Source organism: Candidatus Clostridium helianthi, assembly GCF_045310795.1.
GTDB classification, from domain to species: Bacteria; Bacillota; Clostridia; order Clostridiales; family Clostridiaceae; genus Clostridium; species Clostridium helianthi.
The window spans coordinates 47,751-65,934 of record NZ_JBJIAB010000023.1; the positions used below are offsets into that span (position 1 = coordinate 47,751).

The following is an 18,184-nucleotide window of genomic DNA, read 5'->3' on the forward strand; positions in this document are numbered from 1 at the left end:
TTAAGTAGTAGATTTGGAGGATTTATGTATGAAGGTCATTGGGTCCAAAAGAAAATCAAAAATGGGTGAAATAGATTATGGAATATTTTATACCGTAGCATTACTTTTAACAATTGGTGTGGTTATGGTATATTCTGCAAGTTCTTATTATGCTATGTTTATGTATAAAGATAGTATGTTTTTTCTGAAAAAAGAATTAATGGCAGGTGTTGTTGGAGTTATAGCAATGGCAGTAGCGATGAGTGTTGATTATCATAAGATAAAGAAATATACGGCTATAATAATGATAGCAACTATACCTATACTATTAGCAGTGTTTCTTTTTCCAGGAACTAATGGAGCGCAAAGATGGATTAATTTAGGGCCATTAAGCTTTCAGCCATCTGAGCTTGCGAAATATGTTGTAGTACTCTTTTTAGCAAGAAGTCTTGAAGTAAAAGGGGAAGGTGTAAAAGATTTTAAAACTGGAATAGTTCCTTATTTAGCTACATCAGGATTTTATGCAGCTATTGTATTAGCTGAGAAGAATTTAAGTATAGCTTCGGTTATAATGATAGTTACATTTCTTGTTTTATTTGCAGCTGGTGGAAGAATAAAGCACTTATTTGGAATTGTTGCGCCAGCATTAGTTGCAGCAGCAGTTGCATTTACAGTATTAGAACCATATAGAATGAAAAGATTAATGAGTTTTACAAATCCATGGAAAGATCCAATAGGAGATGGATATCAGCTTATACAATCATTTTATGCATTAGGTGCTGGAGGAGTTACAGGGCTTGGCCTTGGCCAATCAAGGCAAAAAACTTTGTATATGCCAGAGCCACATAATGATTTTATTTTCTCCATTATCGGCGAGGAGTTAGGGCTTATTGGGTGTATATGTATAATATTGCTTTTTGTAATATTTGTTTGGAGGGGAATAAGTGTGGCGATGAAAGCTAGAGACACATATGGTACTCTTCTTGCAATAGGCATAACTGGAGTTGTAGCAGTTCAATCTTTAATAAATATTGCAGTTGTTACAGGATCGATGCCAGTTACAGGGGTTCCGCTACCGTTTATTAGCTATGGGGGAACTTCATTAGTAATAAATATGACGGCAATAGGAATACTTTTAAACATATCAAGGCAAACTGAAGGAAAAGATGAATTTAAGGAAATATAAGAAAATACAGGGCAAAGAATTAGAATACAAATCTTTGCCCTGTATTTTTTAGGTAATTATTTAAAGTAGTTTTAAATTTTAGATGAAAATATATCGTTAAAGTGGTATTATTATATATGAAATTTATACTAAATATTATAAAATAATAAGTGTTTAAATATATAAGGCATAGATAAGAATAGGGATGAGTATGGTAAAAACGAATAATAATAAATTGATTTTGAGGTCACAAAGAAGAAGACTAATAAGGAAAATAATTATGACTATTATAGTCCTATTTATAGTGGGAACAATTTTTGCAATAAAATCGAATTTTTTCATTATTAAGAAGGTTTCTATTTTAGGTAATCCAGTAATGAGTGGAGAAGATGTTAAGAATAGTACAGAGAATCTAATAGGACAGAATATTCTATTCATAAATAAACAAAATATAATAAGCAATGCTAAAAAGAATCCATACGTAGAAAATGTTGAAATAAGCAAGTCGTATCCCAAACAAGTTAATATAAAGATTTCAGAAAAAGAAGGGATATATTATGTTGAAAAAGATGGATATAAATATGTTTTAGATAATGATGGGAATTTGCTTGAAAAAACAGATAGCGTTGAAAATAGAAGTTTAGTTAATGTTAAAGGAATTGATTTAAAAGATGTAGCGCTAGGACAAAAGATGATAGATGACAGTAGAGTATTAGATTTTTTAGATATTTTTTATCAAATTATAAAAATCAATCCGACAAATTATAAAATAGATTATGTTGATATAAGTGATTTTACTAACATAAAAGTATATGTTGGTAAAGTAGAAGGAAGACTTGGTAATGATGAAAATATACCAGATAAGATGAATAAATTATTACATATAATTCAAAATCCTGATATAGGGATTGTTAAGGGATATGTAGATGTAGGATTTAACGGTGCGCCTGTATATTATAAGGAAGAAAGGTAGGTAATTAATGAAGATATCTAGATCACAATTATTTATAGCAATTGTTTGTGGACTTTTAGGTTTTTTATTAGCATATCAATTTAAGGTATTATCAAATAAGAATATAGAGTCAAAAATCAGTAATTATGATAAAAACGATATTATTTCAGAAGTTGAATCTCTAAAAAAAGAAAAAGAAGAATTAGCGTCAACAAATTCAAAATTATCTGATCAGTTAAAACAAATGGAAGAAACAGCAGCCAAAAATGGTGACATGGGGCAAGATATAAAAAATCAACTTGATGAGGCTAGAATGCATTTAGGGATAGTTGATGTTAAAGGGCAGGGCATTGTTCTTACAATAACACCTAAAACATCTATTTTTGGCTCTACGACAAATGATAGTAGCAGAGATCTAGGAGAAGATGAATTGGTTCATATAGTTAACTTACTTTGGTATTCAGGAGCTGAGGCAATATCTATAAATGATATTAGAATAACACCGCAAACAGGAATAAAAACTGCTGGAAATGGAGTGGCCATAGGTTCGACTGGGAAAGTTTATCCTAGAGATAAAATTACAATTAAGGCAATTGGAGACAAGGGCAGACTTAACGTTGGAATTTCTTTCCCGGGTTCATTAGAATATCTTGCTCTTCCTAACTATAATAATGAAGTTAAATCAGAAGATGATATATTTATAGGAAAATCAAAACAGTCATTAAAGAGTGACTTTATTAAATCAGTTAAAGAATAGGAGAGAGTTAAGTTGATAGCAATTATAGGACTACTAATCGGAATAATACTTGGATTTGTATTAGATGTTAATATATCTGATAAATTGTCACCATATATGTCTGTCGCAATACTAGCATGTTTAGATTCAGTTTTTGGAGCAGTCAGAGGAAATCTCTCTAAAAACTTTCAAGCAGATATATTTATATCTGGCTTTTTTGGAAATGCATTGCTTGCAGCAGGACTTGCTTATTTAGGTGATAAGCTTGGAATACCTATATATATGGCGGCGGTAATAGTTTTTGGAGGAAGAATATTTGATAACTTCGCAATAATACGAAGGCTATTATTAGAAGAATTTAAAATAAGAAGAAGAAATAGGTCTAGAAATAATTCTATAGATAAAGAAAATCATGATGATAAATAGAGAGGTGATGTGATGAAAAATAATAAAGGTTTTTTCTTTGTTTTCATTGCAACCATAATATTAGGGGTTTTAATATCAATGAATTTTAATTTTAAAGGTATTCAGTCCTATAGTCAATTAAATGCAACAGAGTACCAAAATGCCGTTGAAGAAAGGGCAGCATTATATAGAGACATTGGAAATCTTCAAGAAGATAATAATGAGAAAAAAGATAAGATTAGGAATTATGCTCAGAATGATAAAAAGAATGATAAGATCCTTGATGATATGAAAAATCAAATTAGTGATTATAAATCATTTATTGGATCAAATAACGTAGAGGGACCAGGAATTATACTTAAGATAAATGATGGAACTACAAATGCTCTTGAAGAAAATACAGATGAAATAAATAATAAGCTTTTACATGATAATGATATGGCTCTTGTTTTGAATGAACTTAGAGTGGCTGGAGCTGAGGCGATTAGTGTTAATAATCATAGAATACTTCCGTGGTCTGGAGTAATTTGCAACTGGGCATTCTTGGGGTTTGATGATGGTGGAATGGAGTATGCTCCTTTTAATATATATGCCATAGGAGATCCGGAGAAATTGAAGGCGGCTTTACTTGAAGATGGAAGCCATGTTAAACAATTAATGCTTAGAAAACTTTATGTTGATATTAAAGTTGTAGATAAAATAATCATGCCACCAACAACAGCAAATTCAAATGTAAAATATATGAGTAGAGATGAAAGTAAAAAATGAAATTAATTGATATTTAGGAAGGAAATTTTAAGTTTATATAGAATATTATACAAAGTGATAAAGAAAGGAATAATTTAGTAAGGTGTTATAGTATGGGAATTAAGCAAAATATTGAAGAACTAAGATCCAAAATTCCAGAACAAGTAACGCTCTTAGCTGTTTCAAAAACAAAGCCATTAGAGGATCTAGAAGATGCATATATGGCAGGAATGAGAGATTTTGGGGAAAATAAAGTTCAAGAATTAGTAAAAAAATCCGAAAATTTTCATGAGGATGTACGATGGCATTTTATTGGACAGCTTCAAAGTAATAAAGTTAAGTATTTAGTAGATAAGGTGCATTTGATACATTCTTTATCTAGTATTAGTTTGCTAAATGAAATTGAAAAGCAGTTTAGTAAAGTTAACAAGGTTGCTAATACTTTAATCCAAATTAATATTGGAAGAGAGGAAAGCAAAAGTGGAATTTTGGAAGAAGATTTATATGAATTCATAGAAGCAATTGAAAAATGCAAATTTGTTTCTGTAAAAGGTATAATGGTTATTATTCCAATAGGGGATGAAGAAAGCAATAGAAAATATTTTAAGAAAACAAAAAAAATATTTGATGAGCTTAAGGAAAAAAATTATAATAATATTAGTATGAAAATATTATCAATGGGGATGACTCATGATTTTATGACAGCTATAGAAGAAGGTTCTAACTTAGTAAGAATAGGAACAGGAATATTTGGAGAAAGAAATTATAATTTAGGAGGCGAAAATAATGGGTAATGTTATATCAAAAGTTAAATCTTTATTAGGGTTTGAGGATTACGAGGAGTATGATGAATACGAAGAAGAACAATACGAAGAGCAGGTGAAGGATGAAGATGAGATAGAACCTGTTATTACCAATAAGAAGAATAGCAAGGTTGTAAATATCCATACATCTTCAACTACAAAAGTAACAATAACTAAGCCAGTGGATTATGAAGAGGCAACTGAAATTTGTGAAGCACTTAAGAATAGAAGAATAGTTTTAGTAAATACAACAGTTTTAGAACTAAAGATTGCACAAAGATTATTAGATTTTATCAGTGGTTCATGTTATGCTTTAGGCGGAGAATTACAACAAATTGAAAAGGGAGTATATATTCTTTCACCATCAAACGTAGAAGTAACAAATGAATTAAAAAATGAACTAAGTTCAAAAGCTCTATTTAATTGGTCAAAATAGGAGGTATAAATTATGATATATAGTGTTTACATAGTTATTGATATGTTTCTAAGCATATTAGAGCTAGCTATATTCATAGAATGTATAGTTTCGTGGATACCACAAATTCAAGGGAATAAATTTATTGATTTACTACACAGTTTTGTTAATCCCGTTTTAGAACCAATTAGAAAGTTACAGTATAGATTAAGTCCTGGATTACCATTGGATTTTTCACCTATATTTGCATTGATTATTATAAATTTTTTACAAAGGATTATACCATAAATTATGAAAGAAAAAATAGCAAAGTATTTTACAGATGATGATAGAAATGATGCATTGAATTTATATGAGAAATATTTACTGGCTAGAGATAAAAACATAACTGTATTTGGGAAAAATTTTTATACACCAAATATATGGATGTGGTTTGAGAAAAACCTCTCTAGCAATGATTTGAAAATTGAAAGTAATGGGCTTTTAGATGATTCTGAAAGAAGGATGGTTTCTTTTAATAACATATATAAAAGTCCATTTCCTATGAAATTGATTAAAATTGAAAGTACTTCGAAATTTTCTAATCTTACTCATAGAGATTTTTTGGGCGGAATTTTATCTCTAGGAATAGAAAGAAATAAAATAGGTGATTTGTTAGTAAATAATAATACATGTTATGTGCCAGTTCACGAAGAAGTAGAAGATTTTATTATATATAATTTAAACAGAATTTCTAAGGTTATTTGTAATGTAAAAGTGGTGGATGATTTTGAATTTTTACCAAAAGTTAATTTTGAAGAAGTAGTAGTTTTGGTTTCTTCTTTGAGAATTGATGGAATTGTTTCTAAGATTATAAATATATCTAGATCTAAAGCTCAAGCAATGATTGAACAGGGTCAAGTGCTTATAGATTACGTTAAGATAAAAGATAAAAGTTATGAACTAAAAGGAAAAGAAAGAATTACTATAAGAGGTTTTGGAAAATTTATAGTGGGTAATTCTGTTGGAAATAGCAAAAGTGGAAGGATAAAAATTATTATCAAAAAATATACATAATAGAGGTGAAAGTATGAAATTGACACCAATGGATATAAATAACAAGGAATTTAAAAAGGGATTAAGAGGATACAATTCTGATGAAGTTGATGAATTTTTAGATGAAGTAGTAGATAATTATGAAGAGCTCTATAAAGAAAATGCAAATCTAAAAGAGAAACTTGCTAATTTGAATGAAAAGATAGAGCACTATTCTAAAATCGAAAGCACTATACAAAATACATTGTTATTGGCTCAAAATGCTGCAGAGCAAGCAAAAAGTTCGGCTAAAAAAGAAGCTGAATTTATGATAAAAAATGCTAACGAAACTGCTCAGAAGATTATGGATAAGGCACATAATGATGTTATTCAAGTAAATGATGAATATGAAAGAGTTAAACAAGAATTTATTAAATTTAGAGCAAAATATAGAAATTTCATGAATGCACAATTAGAAACATTTGATGATTTAGAGAAGGATTTTATAAAAAATTATAATGTATCTGATCCAATAGAAGATGATGAAGTAACTAATATAGAAAAAATAGTTGAAAAAGAGGTTGCAAGCATTACGAGTGGAGTAAGTGAAAATATAGAGACTCAAGAAAATGATCCTTCATTAAATGATGAATTAAATGAGATTAAAAGTTTTTTTGTTCAAGGTGAATAAATTTACTATCGTACAAAAATAATGAATAAAAATTATACATATTTTATTTACATAACGTAATAAAATGAAGATTATGTATTTTTTGAATAATAGAAAAGCTATCCTGAAGCGTTTAAGGATAGCTTTTCTATATTTGCTTAATTATAGATAACTAAACTAAGACCTGAACTTATGCATATAACTCGCCGAAATGAATAACATACTTTTGTTCCAGTTTCTAGGCAATTCTGATGGGTGATTCTAAGGCTATAAAGTTGCACCCAAAGTGCTAGCATCAAAGAACAAGCTTTGAACTAGCACATTTGGAACAACTTATAGCCAAAGAATCACATCCATCAAAATTATCAACGAAACATTCCACAGAAGTATATTACTCATTTCTGGTTGCAATATATTTCGTACTCTAAGTAGAGTTTATGATTGTGTTATCAATAATATTATTCTTTTGGAATTTCAGAATCATTAAATTTAGTGTTTAATATCACTATATCAACTCTTCTGTTTGCAGCTCTGCCATCTTCGGTATTGTTATCTTTAACAGGTCTATACTCTCCATAACCGACTGAAGATAATCTTTCGGGTTTAACGTTTCCCTTAGAAATTAAAAACTCTACTACATTTGCGGCTCTTACAGCTGAAAGCTGCCAGTTAGAATGAAAATAATCATTATTAATAGCAACATTATCAGTATGTCCTTCAACATGAATATAGTTATCGATATCGTTTAAAATCTTTGAAATGGATATTAATTTACCTTGCCAATCAGGTTTGATAGTAGATTGTCCACTATTAAAGAATACGCTATCATTGAAGCTTATTATGAGTCCTCTTTCTTGAATGGATGTAGTAACACTTCCTTTTAGCTCGGAATTATTGACAAGATCATCTACTTTCTTTTTTACATCAGATAGTTTTTCTTCTTCTGCTATAGAGTCTGAATTATTCTGAGTATTTTGTTGATCAATTACAGTAGGAGGAGAATTTGAGCTATCAGATACTGCTATTACGTTTTCTCCATTACCACTATTAAATCCAATTTTTAACGAATTTGCTAGGGTTTGAGATTTTTTAGTATCTACATTAGAAATAGCATACATCATTAAAAAGAAAATCATCATTAATGTTATAAAATCCAGGTAAGATAACATCCATCTCTCAGTATCATCTTTTTCTTTTTTTGTATTCTTTTTCATAATTATACCTCTTTAAATTTCTTCTAAATCTTTAGCTTCATCTTCGGTTAGATAACTAACAAGCTTACTAACCAAGGTATTTGGATTAACTCCTTCTTGAATTAGCAATACTGCTTCAATAATCATTTCTTTTTCAGCAATCTCTTCTTTATTTATTTCTCTTAATTTACTTGCTATAGGAAGCCAAAAGAGATTTGCTGTAGCAAGACCATATAGAGTAGCTACAAATGCAACAGCAATTTTTTCACCCATTGCAGCTACATCACTTAAAGCGCTCAGTATTATAACTAAACTTGTTATGGTTCCTACTATTCCCATAGTAGGAGCATAGCCACCTGCAGAGGTGAACATTTCAATACAATTTTCATGCCTTGTAGAAAGCTGTTCGAGCTTGGTATTTAAGATGCTTTTTACAGAGGATGGATCTATACCATCCACAACCATTTGCAGCCCTTTTTTTACAAATGGATCTAGGGCATCATCTGTTAGTTCAGATTCTAAACTCAAAAGCCCATCCCTTCTCGTTTTAATTGACACTCCTTTGAAATAGTCTATATACCCCTTAAGATCAATGTCTTTCTTTTTGAAAGCTATTGATAATACTTTTGGGAACTTTTTCAATGTTGAGGAAGGAAATGAAATTCCTACGGCACCTAGTGTTCCACCAATAACTATCATTGCTGCAGTTGGTTGCAGTAAAGCTATAGGTTTTCCCCCTTCAATAATAAAGCCTACTATAATACAAATAAATGCAAATAGTACACTTAAAATTGTCATAATATCCATAAAATTATCCCCCTTGAATATATGAAATTTTAGCTCATATGTAGCACTTTTCATACTGGTTAATATATATTTATGTAAATTTAATACAGTATATGAATTTATATACTTATACAAAAATAATAGCATATTATAAAAAATATGTAAAATAATTATATATTTAGGGGAGAAGTTTATATATGACCGCTAATTCATACAAATTAATCTAATAAATTTCAGGTGTTAAGTAATTGTAAAGTCTAAGTTATTATATTATAATGTTGAAAGAATATGCTAAATAGGAAGGGATATTGATTTATGGAGAAAAATGTTTTTATAGTTGATGAAAAAGATAGAGGAGAGCGAATCGATAAGTATTTAGCTGAAATTTTTGTTGATAAATCAAGATCTTTTATCCAAGGACTTATTGAAAAGGATGGTATTAAGGTTAATAATAAAACTCCTAAGAGTAATTATAAACTAAGAGCTCTTGATGAAATAGAAGTAACATTTAGCGAACCTGAGGTATTAAAAGTAGAGGCTGAAGAAATACCTATTAATATACTTTACGAAGATAAAGATGTAGTAGTTGTTAATAAACCTCAGGGGATGGTTGTGCATCCTGCGCCAGGAAACTATAATGGAACATTAGTTAATGCTCTGCTTCATCATTGTAAAGATTTATCCAGCATAAATGGAATTATAAGACCAGGAATAGTTCACAGAATTGATAAAGATACATCTGGAGTTTTGGTTGTAGCAAAAAATGATGAAGCCCATAATAAACTTTCAGAGCAATTAAAAGATCACTCAATGAAGAGAGAATATTATGCTTTGGTTGAAGGAAGACTAAAAAATGATAAAGGTATAATTGATAAACCTTTGGCTAGAAATAAGAGAGATAGGTTAAAGATAGGAATTGTAGAGGGAGGCAAAAGAGCTGTAACACATTATGAAGTTTTAGAAAGATTCAATGGCTACACATTGATAAAATGTATATTAGAAACTGGAAGAACACATCAGATAAGAGTTCATATGGCATCTATCGGATTTCCGCTAGTTGGTGATCCTCTTTATGGATTTAAGAAACAAAGATTCAAATTGAAAGGTCAAATGTTACATGCGAAGACATTAGGTTTTGTTCATCCAAGCAAAAATGAATATATGGAATTCACAACAGAATTGCCAGAATACTTTCAAGAAATAATAGAAAAATTAAGAAATGAAGTAAGATAAAATAGTGGAGGAATAACATGAAATTAAAATCAGTTTTATTAGATGAAAAAGCTGTTAATAGAACATTAATAAGAATTTCTCATGAAATAATTGAAAGAAATAAAGGAATAGATGAACTAGTTTTACTTGGAATTAAGACTAGAGGGTATCCGCTTGCAAAAAGAATTGCTAGCTATATAAAGGGAATAGAAGGGGTAGATGTTCCAGTTGGATCTGTAGATATAACATTGTACAGAGATGATTTAACTAAGATAAGTGAAGATTTAGAGATTAAGAATTTAGATTTAGGTCTTGAAATAAAAGATAAAAAGATAATTATAATTGATGATGTTTTATATACATGTAGGACAGCAAGAGCAGCTATAGATGCAATTATGGATGTAAATAGACCTAGAGGTATTCAATTAGCGGTTCTTATAGACAGAGGGCATAAAGAACTACCAATTAGAGCAGATTATGTGGGTAAAAACATTCCAACTTCTAAAAATGAGGTTATAGCAGTATCTCTAAAAGAAATTGATGGAGAAGATTCAGTGAAAATATTTGATAAATAGATAAAAAGGGAGAATGCAAAAATATGTATGAGTTAATTGCAACAAGTACTTTCGGAATAGAAAGCATAACTGCGAAAGAATTAAGGGCACTTGGTTATGAAGATTTGAAAATTGAAAACGGAAGAGTAACTTTCGAGGGAGACGAAATGGATATAGCAATTTGCAATATTCATTTAAGAACTGCGGATAGGGTACTTATAAAAATGGCAGAATTTGAAGCTAAATCCTTCGAAGAACTTTTTCAAGGGACTAAAAAAGTAGAATGGAGTAAGATAATTCCTGAAGACGGAGTTATGCATGTTGTTGGCAAAAGTATTAAATCAACGCTTCATAGTGTTCCTGACTGTCAATCTATAGTTAAAAAAGCTGTTGTTAAAAGTATGAGTGAAAGCTATGGCATAGAGACATTTAGCGAAAGTGGACCAGTTTATAAAATAGAGGTGGCTATCTTAAAAGATATAGTTACGCTTACTATAGATACAACAGGCCCAGGATTACATAAAAGGGGTTATAGAGAACTTGCTGGAGCAGCACCATTAAAAGAAACTTTAGCAGCTTCAATGCTTCTAATCTCAAGATGGAATGATGAGTTTGAATTAATAGATCCATTTTGTGGCTCGGGCACAATATTAATTGAAGCCGCTATGATAGCTCAAAATATTGCACCAGGAGTAAACAGAAGTTTTGTATGTGAAACATGGCCTTCAATTACTAAAGATACATTTGATTCAGTAAGAGAAGGTGCAAAGAGATCTGAAAAGAATAAGGATATAAGACTAATAGGATATGATATAGACTATAGAGTTCTCAAAGTTGCTATGGAAAATGCAAAGAAAGCAGGAGTTGATAAATATATACAATTTCAAAAAAGAGATTTTATGGAATTTTCGACTTCTAGAAAGTATGGATTCGTAGTTTCAAATCCACCATATGGAGAGAGAATCGGTGAGAAGGAAATATTACCTACTCTATATAAACATATGGGAAATACAAAGAAAAAGCTGGAAGATTGGGATTTTAATATATTAACATCTTTTGAGCCATTTGAAAAAACATTTGGATTAAAATCAACAAAGAATAGAAAATTATACAATGGAAAAATAAAATGTTATTATTATCAATATTTTGACAATAATAAAATTAAAAATGCTGGTGATATATTAATAAATGAATTAATAAAGTAAAGTTTAAGGCATCAGAAAGCTTTGAAAACATATTTACAAAGTTTTCTTAAAGTGATAAAATAAATTTAAATAAAATTTGATGGCAAAGGCGCTAACAATCAGTTGGAATTGTTAGCGTCTTTTTTTGTTAAAGAGTTTCTGCATATGATAATTGAAATAAAAATATATAAGATATACAAGTTTCAATAACAAATTTAAATTTGAAAATTTAATAATCCAAATCTTTAATTAGAAATAAAATGTAGAGAATCAATTGTGATATGTATGTCAGAAATTAATAATTTCAGAAATAATATTGTAAAGAATTTGAAACTAGTAGTCAGATAGATACTCTTAAATTGTCAAAAGAAAGGAGTTTAAACTATGTCAGAGGTATATCAAAAAATGGCAGAAAAAATACCGAATATGAGCAAAGCACAAGAAAAAATAGCAAAATATATATTAGCACACCCAAATAGTACGCCTTTTCTAACTGTTGAAAAGTTAGCTAAATTATCAGGAGTAAGTATAGCAACTGTCACGAGGTTTGTGATTTTTTTGGGATACAAAGGTTATCCTGAATTTTTAAAAGATACTCAAGAATCCATGCAACAGCAAGTGTCTAAAACCAAGCGTATAAGGATCGATTCTGATTCTGGTGATAGTGAAGAAAGAGATATTTACAACATATTTGAAGATGACGTAAATAATATTAAACTGACAATGGAGGACTTAAATATATATGAATTAAGAAGATCTGTTAATCTGCTATTAAATGCAAAAAGAATATATATAGTAGCAAGAAGAAGCTCATCTGTACTTGGAATGTTTTTAAAATATTATCTAGATTTAATGTTTAACAACGTAAATTTAATTGAGCATATAGAGCAAATCCCAAAGCAGATTAGTGGAGTCAATAATGAAGATGTAATTATAGGGATTACCTTTGAGAAATATGCAAGAAGTACAGTAGAAATTTTTACACATCTAAAAAGAATGGGAGCTACAACGATATCAATAACTGACAGTATGTTGTCTCCGCTTGTTCCATATTCCGATATAACATTAACAGCTATAAGCAAGGGAACAAGGTTTATAGAATCTTTTGCTGCACCATTGAGCTTGATTAATGCTTTGATTGCATCTATTGAAAAAGAAAAGAAAGACTTTTTCAATAGTAATGTAGAATTGCTAGAGGAAGCGTGTAGAAAATTTGATTTGTTCATTTAAATCTAAAAATATTATATGTTTACTAAAAAGAGATATATCCTAGGATTAAGATATATCTCTTTTTCAGTAAATTATGCATTAAATATTTTATTAAAGTCAGCAGGGTTTACCATTAGAGTTTTATTAGTATGGTAAATTACCATTCCAGGTTTTGCCCCATTAGGCTTTTTTAATTCTTTAACTTTCGTGTAATCAATAGGTAGTTTTAGTGAATCTTTTCCTTTGCTATAATAAGCTGCGATTATAGCTGCTTCCTCAAGAGTTTTGTCTGGTACATCAAAAGAGCAAACTATAACATGAGACCCAGGAATATCTTTTGCATGGAGCCACAGATAGTTTTTATTTGCAAATTTTAAACTTAGGTAATCATTTTGAAGATTGTTTTTACCAACATAAATATCAATTCCATCACTTGAAACAAAGTGATTAGGTTTAGAAGTCTTTACTTTTTTTGAATTCTTGCTATTTTTTCTAAATCTTATATATCCAGTTTCAATAAGTTCATTTTTTATTTCATCAATTTCATTATAGCTTTCAGCATTTAGAATATTAGTAAGTACAGAATTTAAATATTCCATTTCTTCATCATTTTTCTTGAGTTGAACTTTAGCGTATTCCTCAGATGTCTTTAGCTTATTGTATTTTTTATAATAATACTGAACATTTTCAGCAGGTGTTTTGGTTTTATTTAAAGAGATAGTAATATATTCTTCTTGATTTTCGTTATAAAAATTTAGTAAAGTACATTCGCTATCACCTTTTTTTATACTATAAATATATGAAGTTAAAAGATCACCTTTTATTTTAAAAGATTCTTTTTCAGCGCACTCATTAAGAGTTTCATTAAGTATTTTTAATTTCTTATTACATCTATCAATATTTGTATGAATAAGTTTTTGCAAATCAGTAGATTTATTTTGTAATCTATCTTGTTTATCTTTCTTCTCATAAAAGGCATCCATTAATACATTAGGATTATCATATGAAATTGATAGATAATCTTCATTTAGTGAATTTAATTTTAGGGAATAAAAATCTTTTACAATTCCCAATTTATTTGTATACATATTGTAAGAGATGTTTTGATTTAAATTACAAATGAATTTATTAAAATTTTCATAAATTTCACTTATTGTAGGTGAATTATTATGATTTGTAATGTTATAATATAAATCATTAGACAATAGATTACTTATTCCTGTGAAACAATTAAAATAAAATTTATTATCAAAAACAATAGAATTTTTGTTTACAAAAGAAGATAGTTCTTCTAAGGTAGTAGAAAAAGGATTTAATTTAGTAGAAGATGGAGGATAAATAAAATTGACACCAGGATACAATACTCTATAACTATTTATATCAGCAGTTATATGTTTTATTGATTCCATAACTTTATTATCTCTATTTCTAACAAGTGTGATATTAGAGTGTCGTCCCATAATTTCAACTATAAGAGAATATAAACTATCAAATCCTAGTTCGTCTCTATTTTCAATTTCTATTATTAAAATTCTATCGTTATCTTTTTGAGTAAGATTTGTAATTCTACCACCTAGTATGTATTTTCTAAGAACCATTAAATACATAGGAGCTTTAATAGGATTCTCCTTCGTGCTATTTGTTAAATGTATTCTGGCAAACCTAGGGGATGCTGAAATCAAAAGTTTGATATTCTGACGATCTTTTCTTAGAGTCAGAATAATTTCATCTTTTTCAGGTTGATTTATCTTATCTATTTTGGAATTTAATATTGATTTTTCTAAATTATTTACTAAACTATATAGGTAGATACCATCTAATGCCATTTTATGTCATCCTTTCTTAGTGTAACTATAAATAGTATAACATTATAGGCATATAATTATCAATTAATAGCAAAAATGAGAAGAAGGGTGAATCGAATGTATACATAGATGTTATATTAATATAATAAAATTTAGTTTTAACATTGTAATTCTAATTGAGTTTTTGGATTGCTAAAGTACCAAATGTAAACTGATATTAAAAAATATATATTATAAATGGAAAACTAGAATAATAGAATGAAAAAGAGTTAAATATTATAAAAAAATTTAAAAAAAGTATATAGAAAAATTTTTAAATAAGTTATAATTTAAACTTGGTGATATTATTAATGATTAAATACAAAAGTTTAATATTAAATAGTTGACGCTTATGAAATTATACAATTATTAATTATAAGAAATACAGTTATTCAATAGGGGGAATTTAAATGAACTTTTATAAAATGCAAGGGGCAGGAAATGATTTCGTATTTATTGAGGATTTCAATAATGAGATTAAAGATGAATGCTTATTAGCAAAAAAACTTTGTGACAGACATTTTGGCATTGGTGCTGATGGTCTTGTTATTGTTAGAAAATCAGAGATAGCTCATGCTAAAATGGTTATAATAAATGCCGACGGTTCAAGAGCTAATATGTGTGGAAATGCTATAAGATGTTTTGGGAAATATGTTTATGAACATAAAATAGCTACAGGGGATAAATTTTCAGTTGAAACTGGTGATGGAATTAAAGAAATTGAAATAATATTAGAAAATGAAAATGTTAAGTATGTAAGAGTTTATATGGGAAATCCATCTTATAACGGATGCGATATACCTTTAAATAATTTGGAAAGTCTTATAGAAAAAGAAATTACTGTAGATGATAAAAAGTATAAGATGACTACTTTACTACTTGGAGTTCCTCATACAATAATTTTCGAAAGTGATAGAGAATACAATGTTATTCAAGAGGGATCAAAGATAGAAAAATTGGATATATTCGGTGAAGGAAGTAACGTAAATTTTGTGAAAATAGTGGATGATACCCATATAACAGTTAATACATGGGAGAGAGGTGCTGGAGCTACATTAGCTTGTGGAACAGGATGCAGTGCTTCAGTAGTAGTTGCTAAGGATTTGGGATTTGTTAATAAAGATAAAGAGATTTTTGTTAAAGCTCCTGGAGGAGAGTTGATAATAGAAGTTTTAGGTAAAGATGTTTATATGAAAGGCCCTGCAGAAGTGGTTTTCAAGGGTGAACTTTCTTTATAAAATTATAAAAAACGAGGAAATAAAAAATGAATTCATTAGTAAGAAAGTGCTTAAGCATTTTTGCTTTCATTGCAATTCCACTGTTTGTCTTAGGATGTGCATCTAAAAAAGAAGATGTGCCTAATGTGACAGAGGATATCAAGTTAAATATAGGAGCTGTTCTAAAAAGCGAAGACGGTAATTATAAACTATATAATTATGATAATGGTAAGTATGTGGAGACAAAGGGAAATAAGGTTATCATAGATTATGATAAAAGTAGTTCTAATTATATATATGTAGATAGTGGTAAAAATTATGTAGTTAATAGCGGACATAGATATGAAATCCAAGATGAAAATTATAGTGGATTAAAATTATCAAAAGGTGGAAATTATATTTCTTACTTTATAGATGATAATGGGCTTAAGTTGAAAATATTCAATACAAATGGAAATAAAGAAATTGAAATGAAATCTAATGTTTCAATATCGGGAACATTATACGACTGGTATGATACAGATACATTGGTTTATTATGGAGTAAGCAATGATGGCGTTAATGGATTATTTACTTATAATATAAAAGAAAATAAAGAAGAGTTGCTTTATAAGATTAATGAAGGCTATTTAGCATTTATAAAATCAAGAGATGACGATGTAGTATTTCTACAATTAACACTGGAAAATAAAAGAGAAGTAATGATGATAAATAAAAAGACAAAAGATGTTAAGCTTTTGACAGATAACATAGAAGAGATTTCAGATATAATTATAAATAAAGATAAGCTGTATTTTACAGGAAAAGCGTATAATAATATTAATTCTTTATATGAATTAACAGATAACAAGGTAAAAAGATTAGTCTTTGATTTTCCGGGTACTGTAAAAATAGAAAAAGGATTAGAGGTAAGTGAAAATGGAGATGTTTTATTTATAGGTTCTAGTAATGGAGATCTCAAGAAAGAGCAAATTTATACATACACTCAAGATGGCAGCATAAGTGAAATAGGGAATAGTTCATCAGAATATGTTTTTTTAGCATATACGCAGTAATCTAAATTTAGAATTCTTTATCATGTCTTTATATGATGGAGGATTCTTTATTAATATAGAAAAGTATTGACTCTTACCTTACGTAGGGGTATATGCTATTCTTATCATAAAAATAATAATATATATTGCAAAAATAATTTTTCGTCATAATTCTAAAAATATTAAAAGAATTTTAGCTGTAATTGTGAATTGTGAAATGTGCAGCATTATGAATTGAAATATATATATATTAAAAAAGGAGATAGTAGAATGGATCTAAAATTACAATATAACTGTAGTAATATAGATTGGGAAGAGGTATCTAGTATACTAGAAAAAGTAGGGATGAGTCATTATGAAGGCGAAATACATAAGAAAGCATTTGAAAATAGTTATGCTGCTGTATTTGCTTTTGATAATGATAAGTTGATTGGTTTTGGACGAGCAATCTCTGATGGAGTTTATCAATCTGCAATTTATGATGTAGCTGTGCTACCTGAATATCAAGGTAAGAGTATAGGAAGTAAGATTGTTAATAAAATCTTAGAAGGCGTTCCTACATGTAATGCTATATTATATGCTTCACCTGGAAAAGAGAAATTTTATGAAAAATTAAATTTTAGAAAGATGAAAACAGGAATGGCTTTTTTCAGAAATTCAATTAAAATGCAAATGAAAGGTTTTATAGAATAATAAAAGAATAAGTAAGAGTTAATGGATAAACTAAAGCTTTAAAGATAATAATATCTTTAGAATTTAAAATTGTTATATAGGAGCGTAGATTAATGAATAAATTTGATAAAGCTATTAACAAAAAGACTAGTGAATTAATAACAAAGAACTTACTTGGGCAAGAAGTTACTGAAGAAGAGTTCAGAAAATTTAAAATTATTGCAAGAGCAATTGTTAGAGAAGAAATGAGAGGAGTTAAGCCAAATAAAAATCCTAAATCATTGTACGGTAAAACATGGAAAGCTGCAAGAAAATATAATGATGTTAAGAAATGAAAAGTATAGTATTAGCATTTAACTCTTTAAGTTATCATAAAATCCTAGGCATTTATTA

General features: G+C 28.7%; 21 protein-coding genes. 18 read left to right on the forward strand and 3 right to left on the reverse strand.

Annotated features, from left to right (window positions below):
- Positions 1-28: 28 nt before the first annotated feature.
- The 10 genes from spoVE to ACJDTP_RS16965 all read left to right on the forward strand — a co-directional run bounded on the left by spoVE (position 29) and on the right by ACJDTP_RS16965 (position 6,907).
- Positions 29-1,165, forward strand: coding sequence for a stage V sporulation protein E (spoVE, locus tag ACJDTP_RS16920; protein ID WP_017208869.1), 1,137 nt, complete (start codon positions 29-31; stop codon positions 1,163-1,165).
- A gap of 190 nt (positions 1,166-1,355) precedes the next feature.
- Positions 1,356-2,117: a cell division protein FtsQ/DivIB gene (locus ACJDTP_RS16925; RefSeq protein ID WP_077837516.1), complete on the forward strand. Its 762-nt coding sequence runs from the start codon at positions 1,356-1,358 to the stop codon at positions 2,115-2,117.
- Positions 2,118-2,124: 7 nt separating this feature from the next.
- The gene (locus ACJDTP_RS16930) at positions 2,125-2,853 is read left to right on the forward strand and encodes a DUF881 domain-containing protein (protein ID WP_077837517.1); all 729 of its coding nucleotides are present in this window, start codon (positions 2,125-2,127) and stop codon (positions 2,851-2,853) included.
- A 12-nt stretch (positions 2,854-2,865) separates the two neighbouring features.
- Positions 2,866-3,258: a small basic family protein gene (locus ACJDTP_RS16935; RefSeq protein WP_011968912.1), complete on the forward strand. Its 393-nt coding sequence runs from the start codon at positions 2,866-2,868 to the stop codon at positions 3,256-3,258.
- A 12-nt stretch (positions 3,259-3,270) separates the two neighbouring features.
- Positions 3,271-4,005, forward strand: a complete 735-nt coding sequence (locus ACJDTP_RS16940) for a DUF881 domain-containing protein (RefSeq protein WP_077837518.1) — start codon at positions 3,271-3,273, stop codon at positions 4,003-4,005.
- A 92-nt stretch (positions 4,006-4,097) separates the two neighbouring features.
- Positions 4,098-4,778, forward strand: a complete 681-nt coding sequence (locus tag ACJDTP_RS16945) for a YggS family pyridoxal phosphate-dependent enzyme (protein ID WP_077837519.1) — start codon at positions 4,098-4,100, stop codon at positions 4,776-4,778.
- A complete protein-coding gene (locus ACJDTP_RS16950; protein ID WP_017208873.1) occupies positions 4,771-5,223 on the forward strand; it encodes a cell division protein SepF in 453 nt (150 codons plus the stop codon). Before ACJDTP_RS16945 ends, ACJDTP_RS16950 begins: the two co-directional genes overlap by 8 nt.
- Before the next feature lie 12 nt (positions 5,224-5,235).
- On the forward strand, positions 5,236-5,490 hold the full coding sequence (locus tag ACJDTP_RS16955) for a YggT family protein (protein WP_103698478.1): 255 nt from the start codon (positions 5,236-5,238) through the stop codon (positions 5,488-5,490).
- Positions 5,491-5,493: 3 nt separating this feature from the next.
- A complete protein-coding gene (locus ACJDTP_RS16960; protein ID WP_077837521.1) occupies positions 5,494-6,258 on the forward strand; it encodes a YlmH family RNA-binding protein in 765 nt (254 codons plus the stop codon).
- 13 nt (positions 6,259-6,271) lie between these two features.
- A complete protein-coding gene (locus ACJDTP_RS16965; RefSeq protein ID WP_406761906.1) occupies positions 6,272-6,907 on the forward strand; it encodes a DivIVA domain-containing protein in 636 nt (211 codons plus the stop codon).
- A gap of 437 nt (positions 6,908-7,344) precedes the next feature.
- Here the strand turns inward: ACJDTP_RS16965 and ACJDTP_RS16970 are convergent, their stop codons facing one another.
- Together ACJDTP_RS16970 and ACJDTP_RS16975 are read right to left on the reverse strand one after the other, a co-directional pair.
- Entirely contained in the window at positions 7,345-8,100 is a 756-nt protein-coding gene (locus ACJDTP_RS16970; protein ID WP_406761907.1) for an OmpA family protein, read from the reverse strand.
- 12 nt (positions 8,101-8,112) lie between these two features.
- Complete coding sequence (locus ACJDTP_RS16975) at positions 8,113-8,886, reverse strand: motility protein A (RefSeq protein WP_078115205.1); 774 nt, start codon at positions 8,884-8,886, stop codon at positions 8,113-8,115.
- A 294-nt stretch (positions 8,887-9,180) separates the two neighbouring features.
- On the opposite strand from ACJDTP_RS16975, the gene ACJDTP_RS16980 reads away from it, so the two are divergent.
- The 4 genes from ACJDTP_RS16980 (at position 9,181) to ACJDTP_RS16995 (ending at position 13,045) form a co-directional block, all read left to right on the forward strand.
- Positions 9,181-10,098 (forward strand): RluA family pseudouridine synthase, encoded by a 918-nt coding sequence (locus ACJDTP_RS16980; protein ID WP_078115206.1) that lies wholly within the window; start codon positions 9,181-9,183, stop codon positions 10,096-10,098.
- A gap of 17 nt (positions 10,099-10,115) precedes the next feature.
- Complete coding sequence (pyrR, locus tag ACJDTP_RS16985; protein ID WP_011968922.1) at positions 10,116-10,652, forward strand: bifunctional pyr operon transcriptional regulator/uracil phosphoribosyltransferase PyrR; 537 nt, start codon at positions 10,116-10,118, stop codon at positions 10,650-10,652.
- Between the two features lie 23 nt (positions 10,653-10,675).
- Positions 10,676-11,836, forward strand: coding sequence for a THUMP domain-containing class I SAM-dependent RNA methyltransferase (locus ACJDTP_RS16990; protein WP_077842424.1), 1,161 nt, complete (start codon positions 10,676-10,678; stop codon positions 11,834-11,836).
- Positions 11,837-12,199: 363 nt separating this feature from the next.
- Positions 12,200-13,045 (forward strand): MurR/RpiR family transcriptional regulator, encoded by an 846-nt coding sequence (locus ACJDTP_RS16995; protein WP_077837527.1) that lies wholly within the window; start codon positions 12,200-12,202, stop codon positions 13,043-13,045.
- A 71-nt stretch (positions 13,046-13,116) separates the two neighbouring features.
- On the opposite strand, the gene ACJDTP_RS17000 is transcribed toward ACJDTP_RS16995, so the two are convergent.
- Complete coding sequence (locus ACJDTP_RS17000; RefSeq protein WP_406761908.1) at positions 13,117-14,850, reverse strand: Rqc2 family fibronectin-binding protein; 1,734 nt, start codon at positions 14,848-14,850, stop codon at positions 13,117-13,119.
- A gap of 428 nt (positions 14,851-15,278) precedes the next feature.
- Here ACJDTP_RS17000 and dapF point away from each other — a divergent pair, with 428 nt between their 5' ends.
- The 4 genes from dapF to ACJDTP_RS17020 all read left to right on the forward strand — a co-directional run bounded on the left by dapF (position 15,279) and on the right by ACJDTP_RS17020 (position 18,126).
- Positions 15,279-16,106: a diaminopimelate epimerase gene (gene dapF / locus ACJDTP_RS17005; RefSeq protein WP_077853671.1), complete on the forward strand. Its 828-nt coding sequence runs from the start codon at positions 15,279-15,281 to the stop codon at positions 16,104-16,106.
- Positions 16,107-16,132: 26 nt separating this feature from the next.
- The gene (locus tag ACJDTP_RS17010; protein ID WP_406761909.1) at positions 16,133-17,140 is read left to right on the forward strand and encodes a hypothetical protein; all 1,008 of its coding nucleotides are present in this window, start codon (positions 16,133-16,135) and stop codon (positions 17,138-17,140) included.
- A gap of 249 nt (positions 17,141-17,389) precedes the next feature.
- The gene (locus ACJDTP_RS17015) at positions 17,390-17,812 is read left to right on the forward strand and encodes a GNAT family N-acetyltransferase (RefSeq protein ID WP_077854236.1); all 423 of its coding nucleotides are present in this window, start codon (positions 17,390-17,392) and stop codon (positions 17,810-17,812) included.
- Positions 17,813-17,904: 92 nt separating this feature from the next.
- Positions 17,905-18,126, forward strand: a complete 222-nt coding sequence (locus ACJDTP_RS17020; protein WP_078115211.1) for a hypothetical protein — start codon at positions 17,905-17,907, stop codon at positions 18,124-18,126.
- Positions 18,127-18,184 lie beyond the last annotated feature (58 nt).

What these genes read in the sequence shown, in the direction of transcription:
- spoVE (WP_017208869.1), top strand. Translation starts at nt 29, where the DNA reads ATGAAGGTCATTGGGTCCAAAAGAAAATCAAAAATGGGTGAAATAGAT.
- ACJDTP_RS16925 (WP_077837516.1), top strand. Translation starts at nt 1,356, where the DNA reads ATGGTAAAAACGAATAATAATAAATTGATTTTGAGGTCACAAAGAAGA.
- ACJDTP_RS16930 (WP_077837517.1), top strand. Translation starts at nt 2,125, where the DNA reads ATGAAGATATCTAGATCACAATTATTTATAGCAATTGTTTGTGGACTT.
- ACJDTP_RS16940 (WP_077837518.1), top strand. Translation starts at nt 3,271, where the DNA reads ATGAAAAATAATAAAGGTTTTTTCTTTGTTTTCATTGCAACCATAATA.
- ACJDTP_RS16945 (WP_077837519.1), top strand. Translation starts at nt 4,098, where the DNA reads ATGGGAATTAAGCAAAATATTGAAGAACTAAGATCCAAAATTCCAGAA.
- ACJDTP_RS16950 (WP_017208873.1), top strand. Translation starts at nt 4,771, where the DNA reads ATGGGTAATGTTATATCAAAAGTTAAATCTTTATTAGGGTTTGAGGAT.
- ACJDTP_RS16955 (WP_103698478.1), top strand. Translation starts at nt 5,236, where the DNA reads ATGATATATAGTGTTTACATAGTTATTGATATGTTTCTAAGCATATTA.
- ACJDTP_RS16960 (WP_077837521.1), top strand. Translation starts at nt 5,494, where the DNA reads ATGAAAGAAAAAATAGCAAAGTATTTTACAGATGATGATAGAAATGAT.
- ACJDTP_RS16965 (WP_406761906.1), top strand. Translation starts at nt 6,272, where the DNA reads ATGAAATTGACACCAATGGATATAAATAACAAGGAATTTAAAAAGGGA.
- ACJDTP_RS16970 (WP_406761907.1), bottom strand. Translation starts at nt 8,100, where the DNA reads ATGAAAAAGAATACAAAAAAAGAAAAAGATGATACTGAGAGATGGATG.
- ACJDTP_RS16975 (WP_078115205.1), bottom strand. Translation starts at nt 8,886, where the DNA reads ATGGATATTATGACAATTTTAAGTGTACTATTTGCATTTATTTGTATT.
- ACJDTP_RS16980 (WP_078115206.1), top strand. Translation starts at nt 9,181, where the DNA reads ATGGAGAAAAATGTTTTTATAGTTGATGAAAAAGATAGAGGAGAGCGA.
- pyrR (WP_011968922.1), top strand. Translation starts at nt 10,116, where the DNA reads ATGAAATTAAAATCAGTTTTATTAGATGAAAAAGCTGTTAATAGAACA.
- ACJDTP_RS16990 (WP_077842424.1), top strand. Translation starts at nt 10,676, where the DNA reads ATGTATGAGTTAATTGCAACAAGTACTTTCGGAATAGAAAGCATAACT.
- ACJDTP_RS16995 (WP_077837527.1), top strand. Translation starts at nt 12,200, where the DNA reads ATGTCAGAGGTATATCAAAAAATGGCAGAAAAAATACCGAATATGAGC.
- ACJDTP_RS17000 (WP_406761908.1), bottom strand. Translation starts at nt 14,850, where the DNA reads ATGGCATTAGATGGTATCTACCTATATAGTTTAGTAAATAATTTAGAA.
- dapF (WP_077853671.1), top strand. Translation starts at nt 15,279, where the DNA reads ATGAACTTTTATAAAATGCAAGGGGCAGGAAATGATTTCGTATTTATT.
- ACJDTP_RS17010 (WP_406761909.1), top strand. Translation starts at nt 16,133, where the DNA reads ATGAATTCATTAGTAAGAAAGTGCTTAAGCATTTTTGCTTTCATTGCA.
- ACJDTP_RS17015 (WP_077854236.1), top strand. Translation starts at nt 17,390, where the DNA reads ATGGATCTAAAATTACAATATAACTGTAGTAATATAGATTGGGAAGAG.
- ACJDTP_RS17020 (WP_078115211.1), top strand. Translation starts at nt 17,905, where the DNA reads ATGAATAAATTTGATAAAGCTATTAACAAAAAGACTAGTGAATTAATA.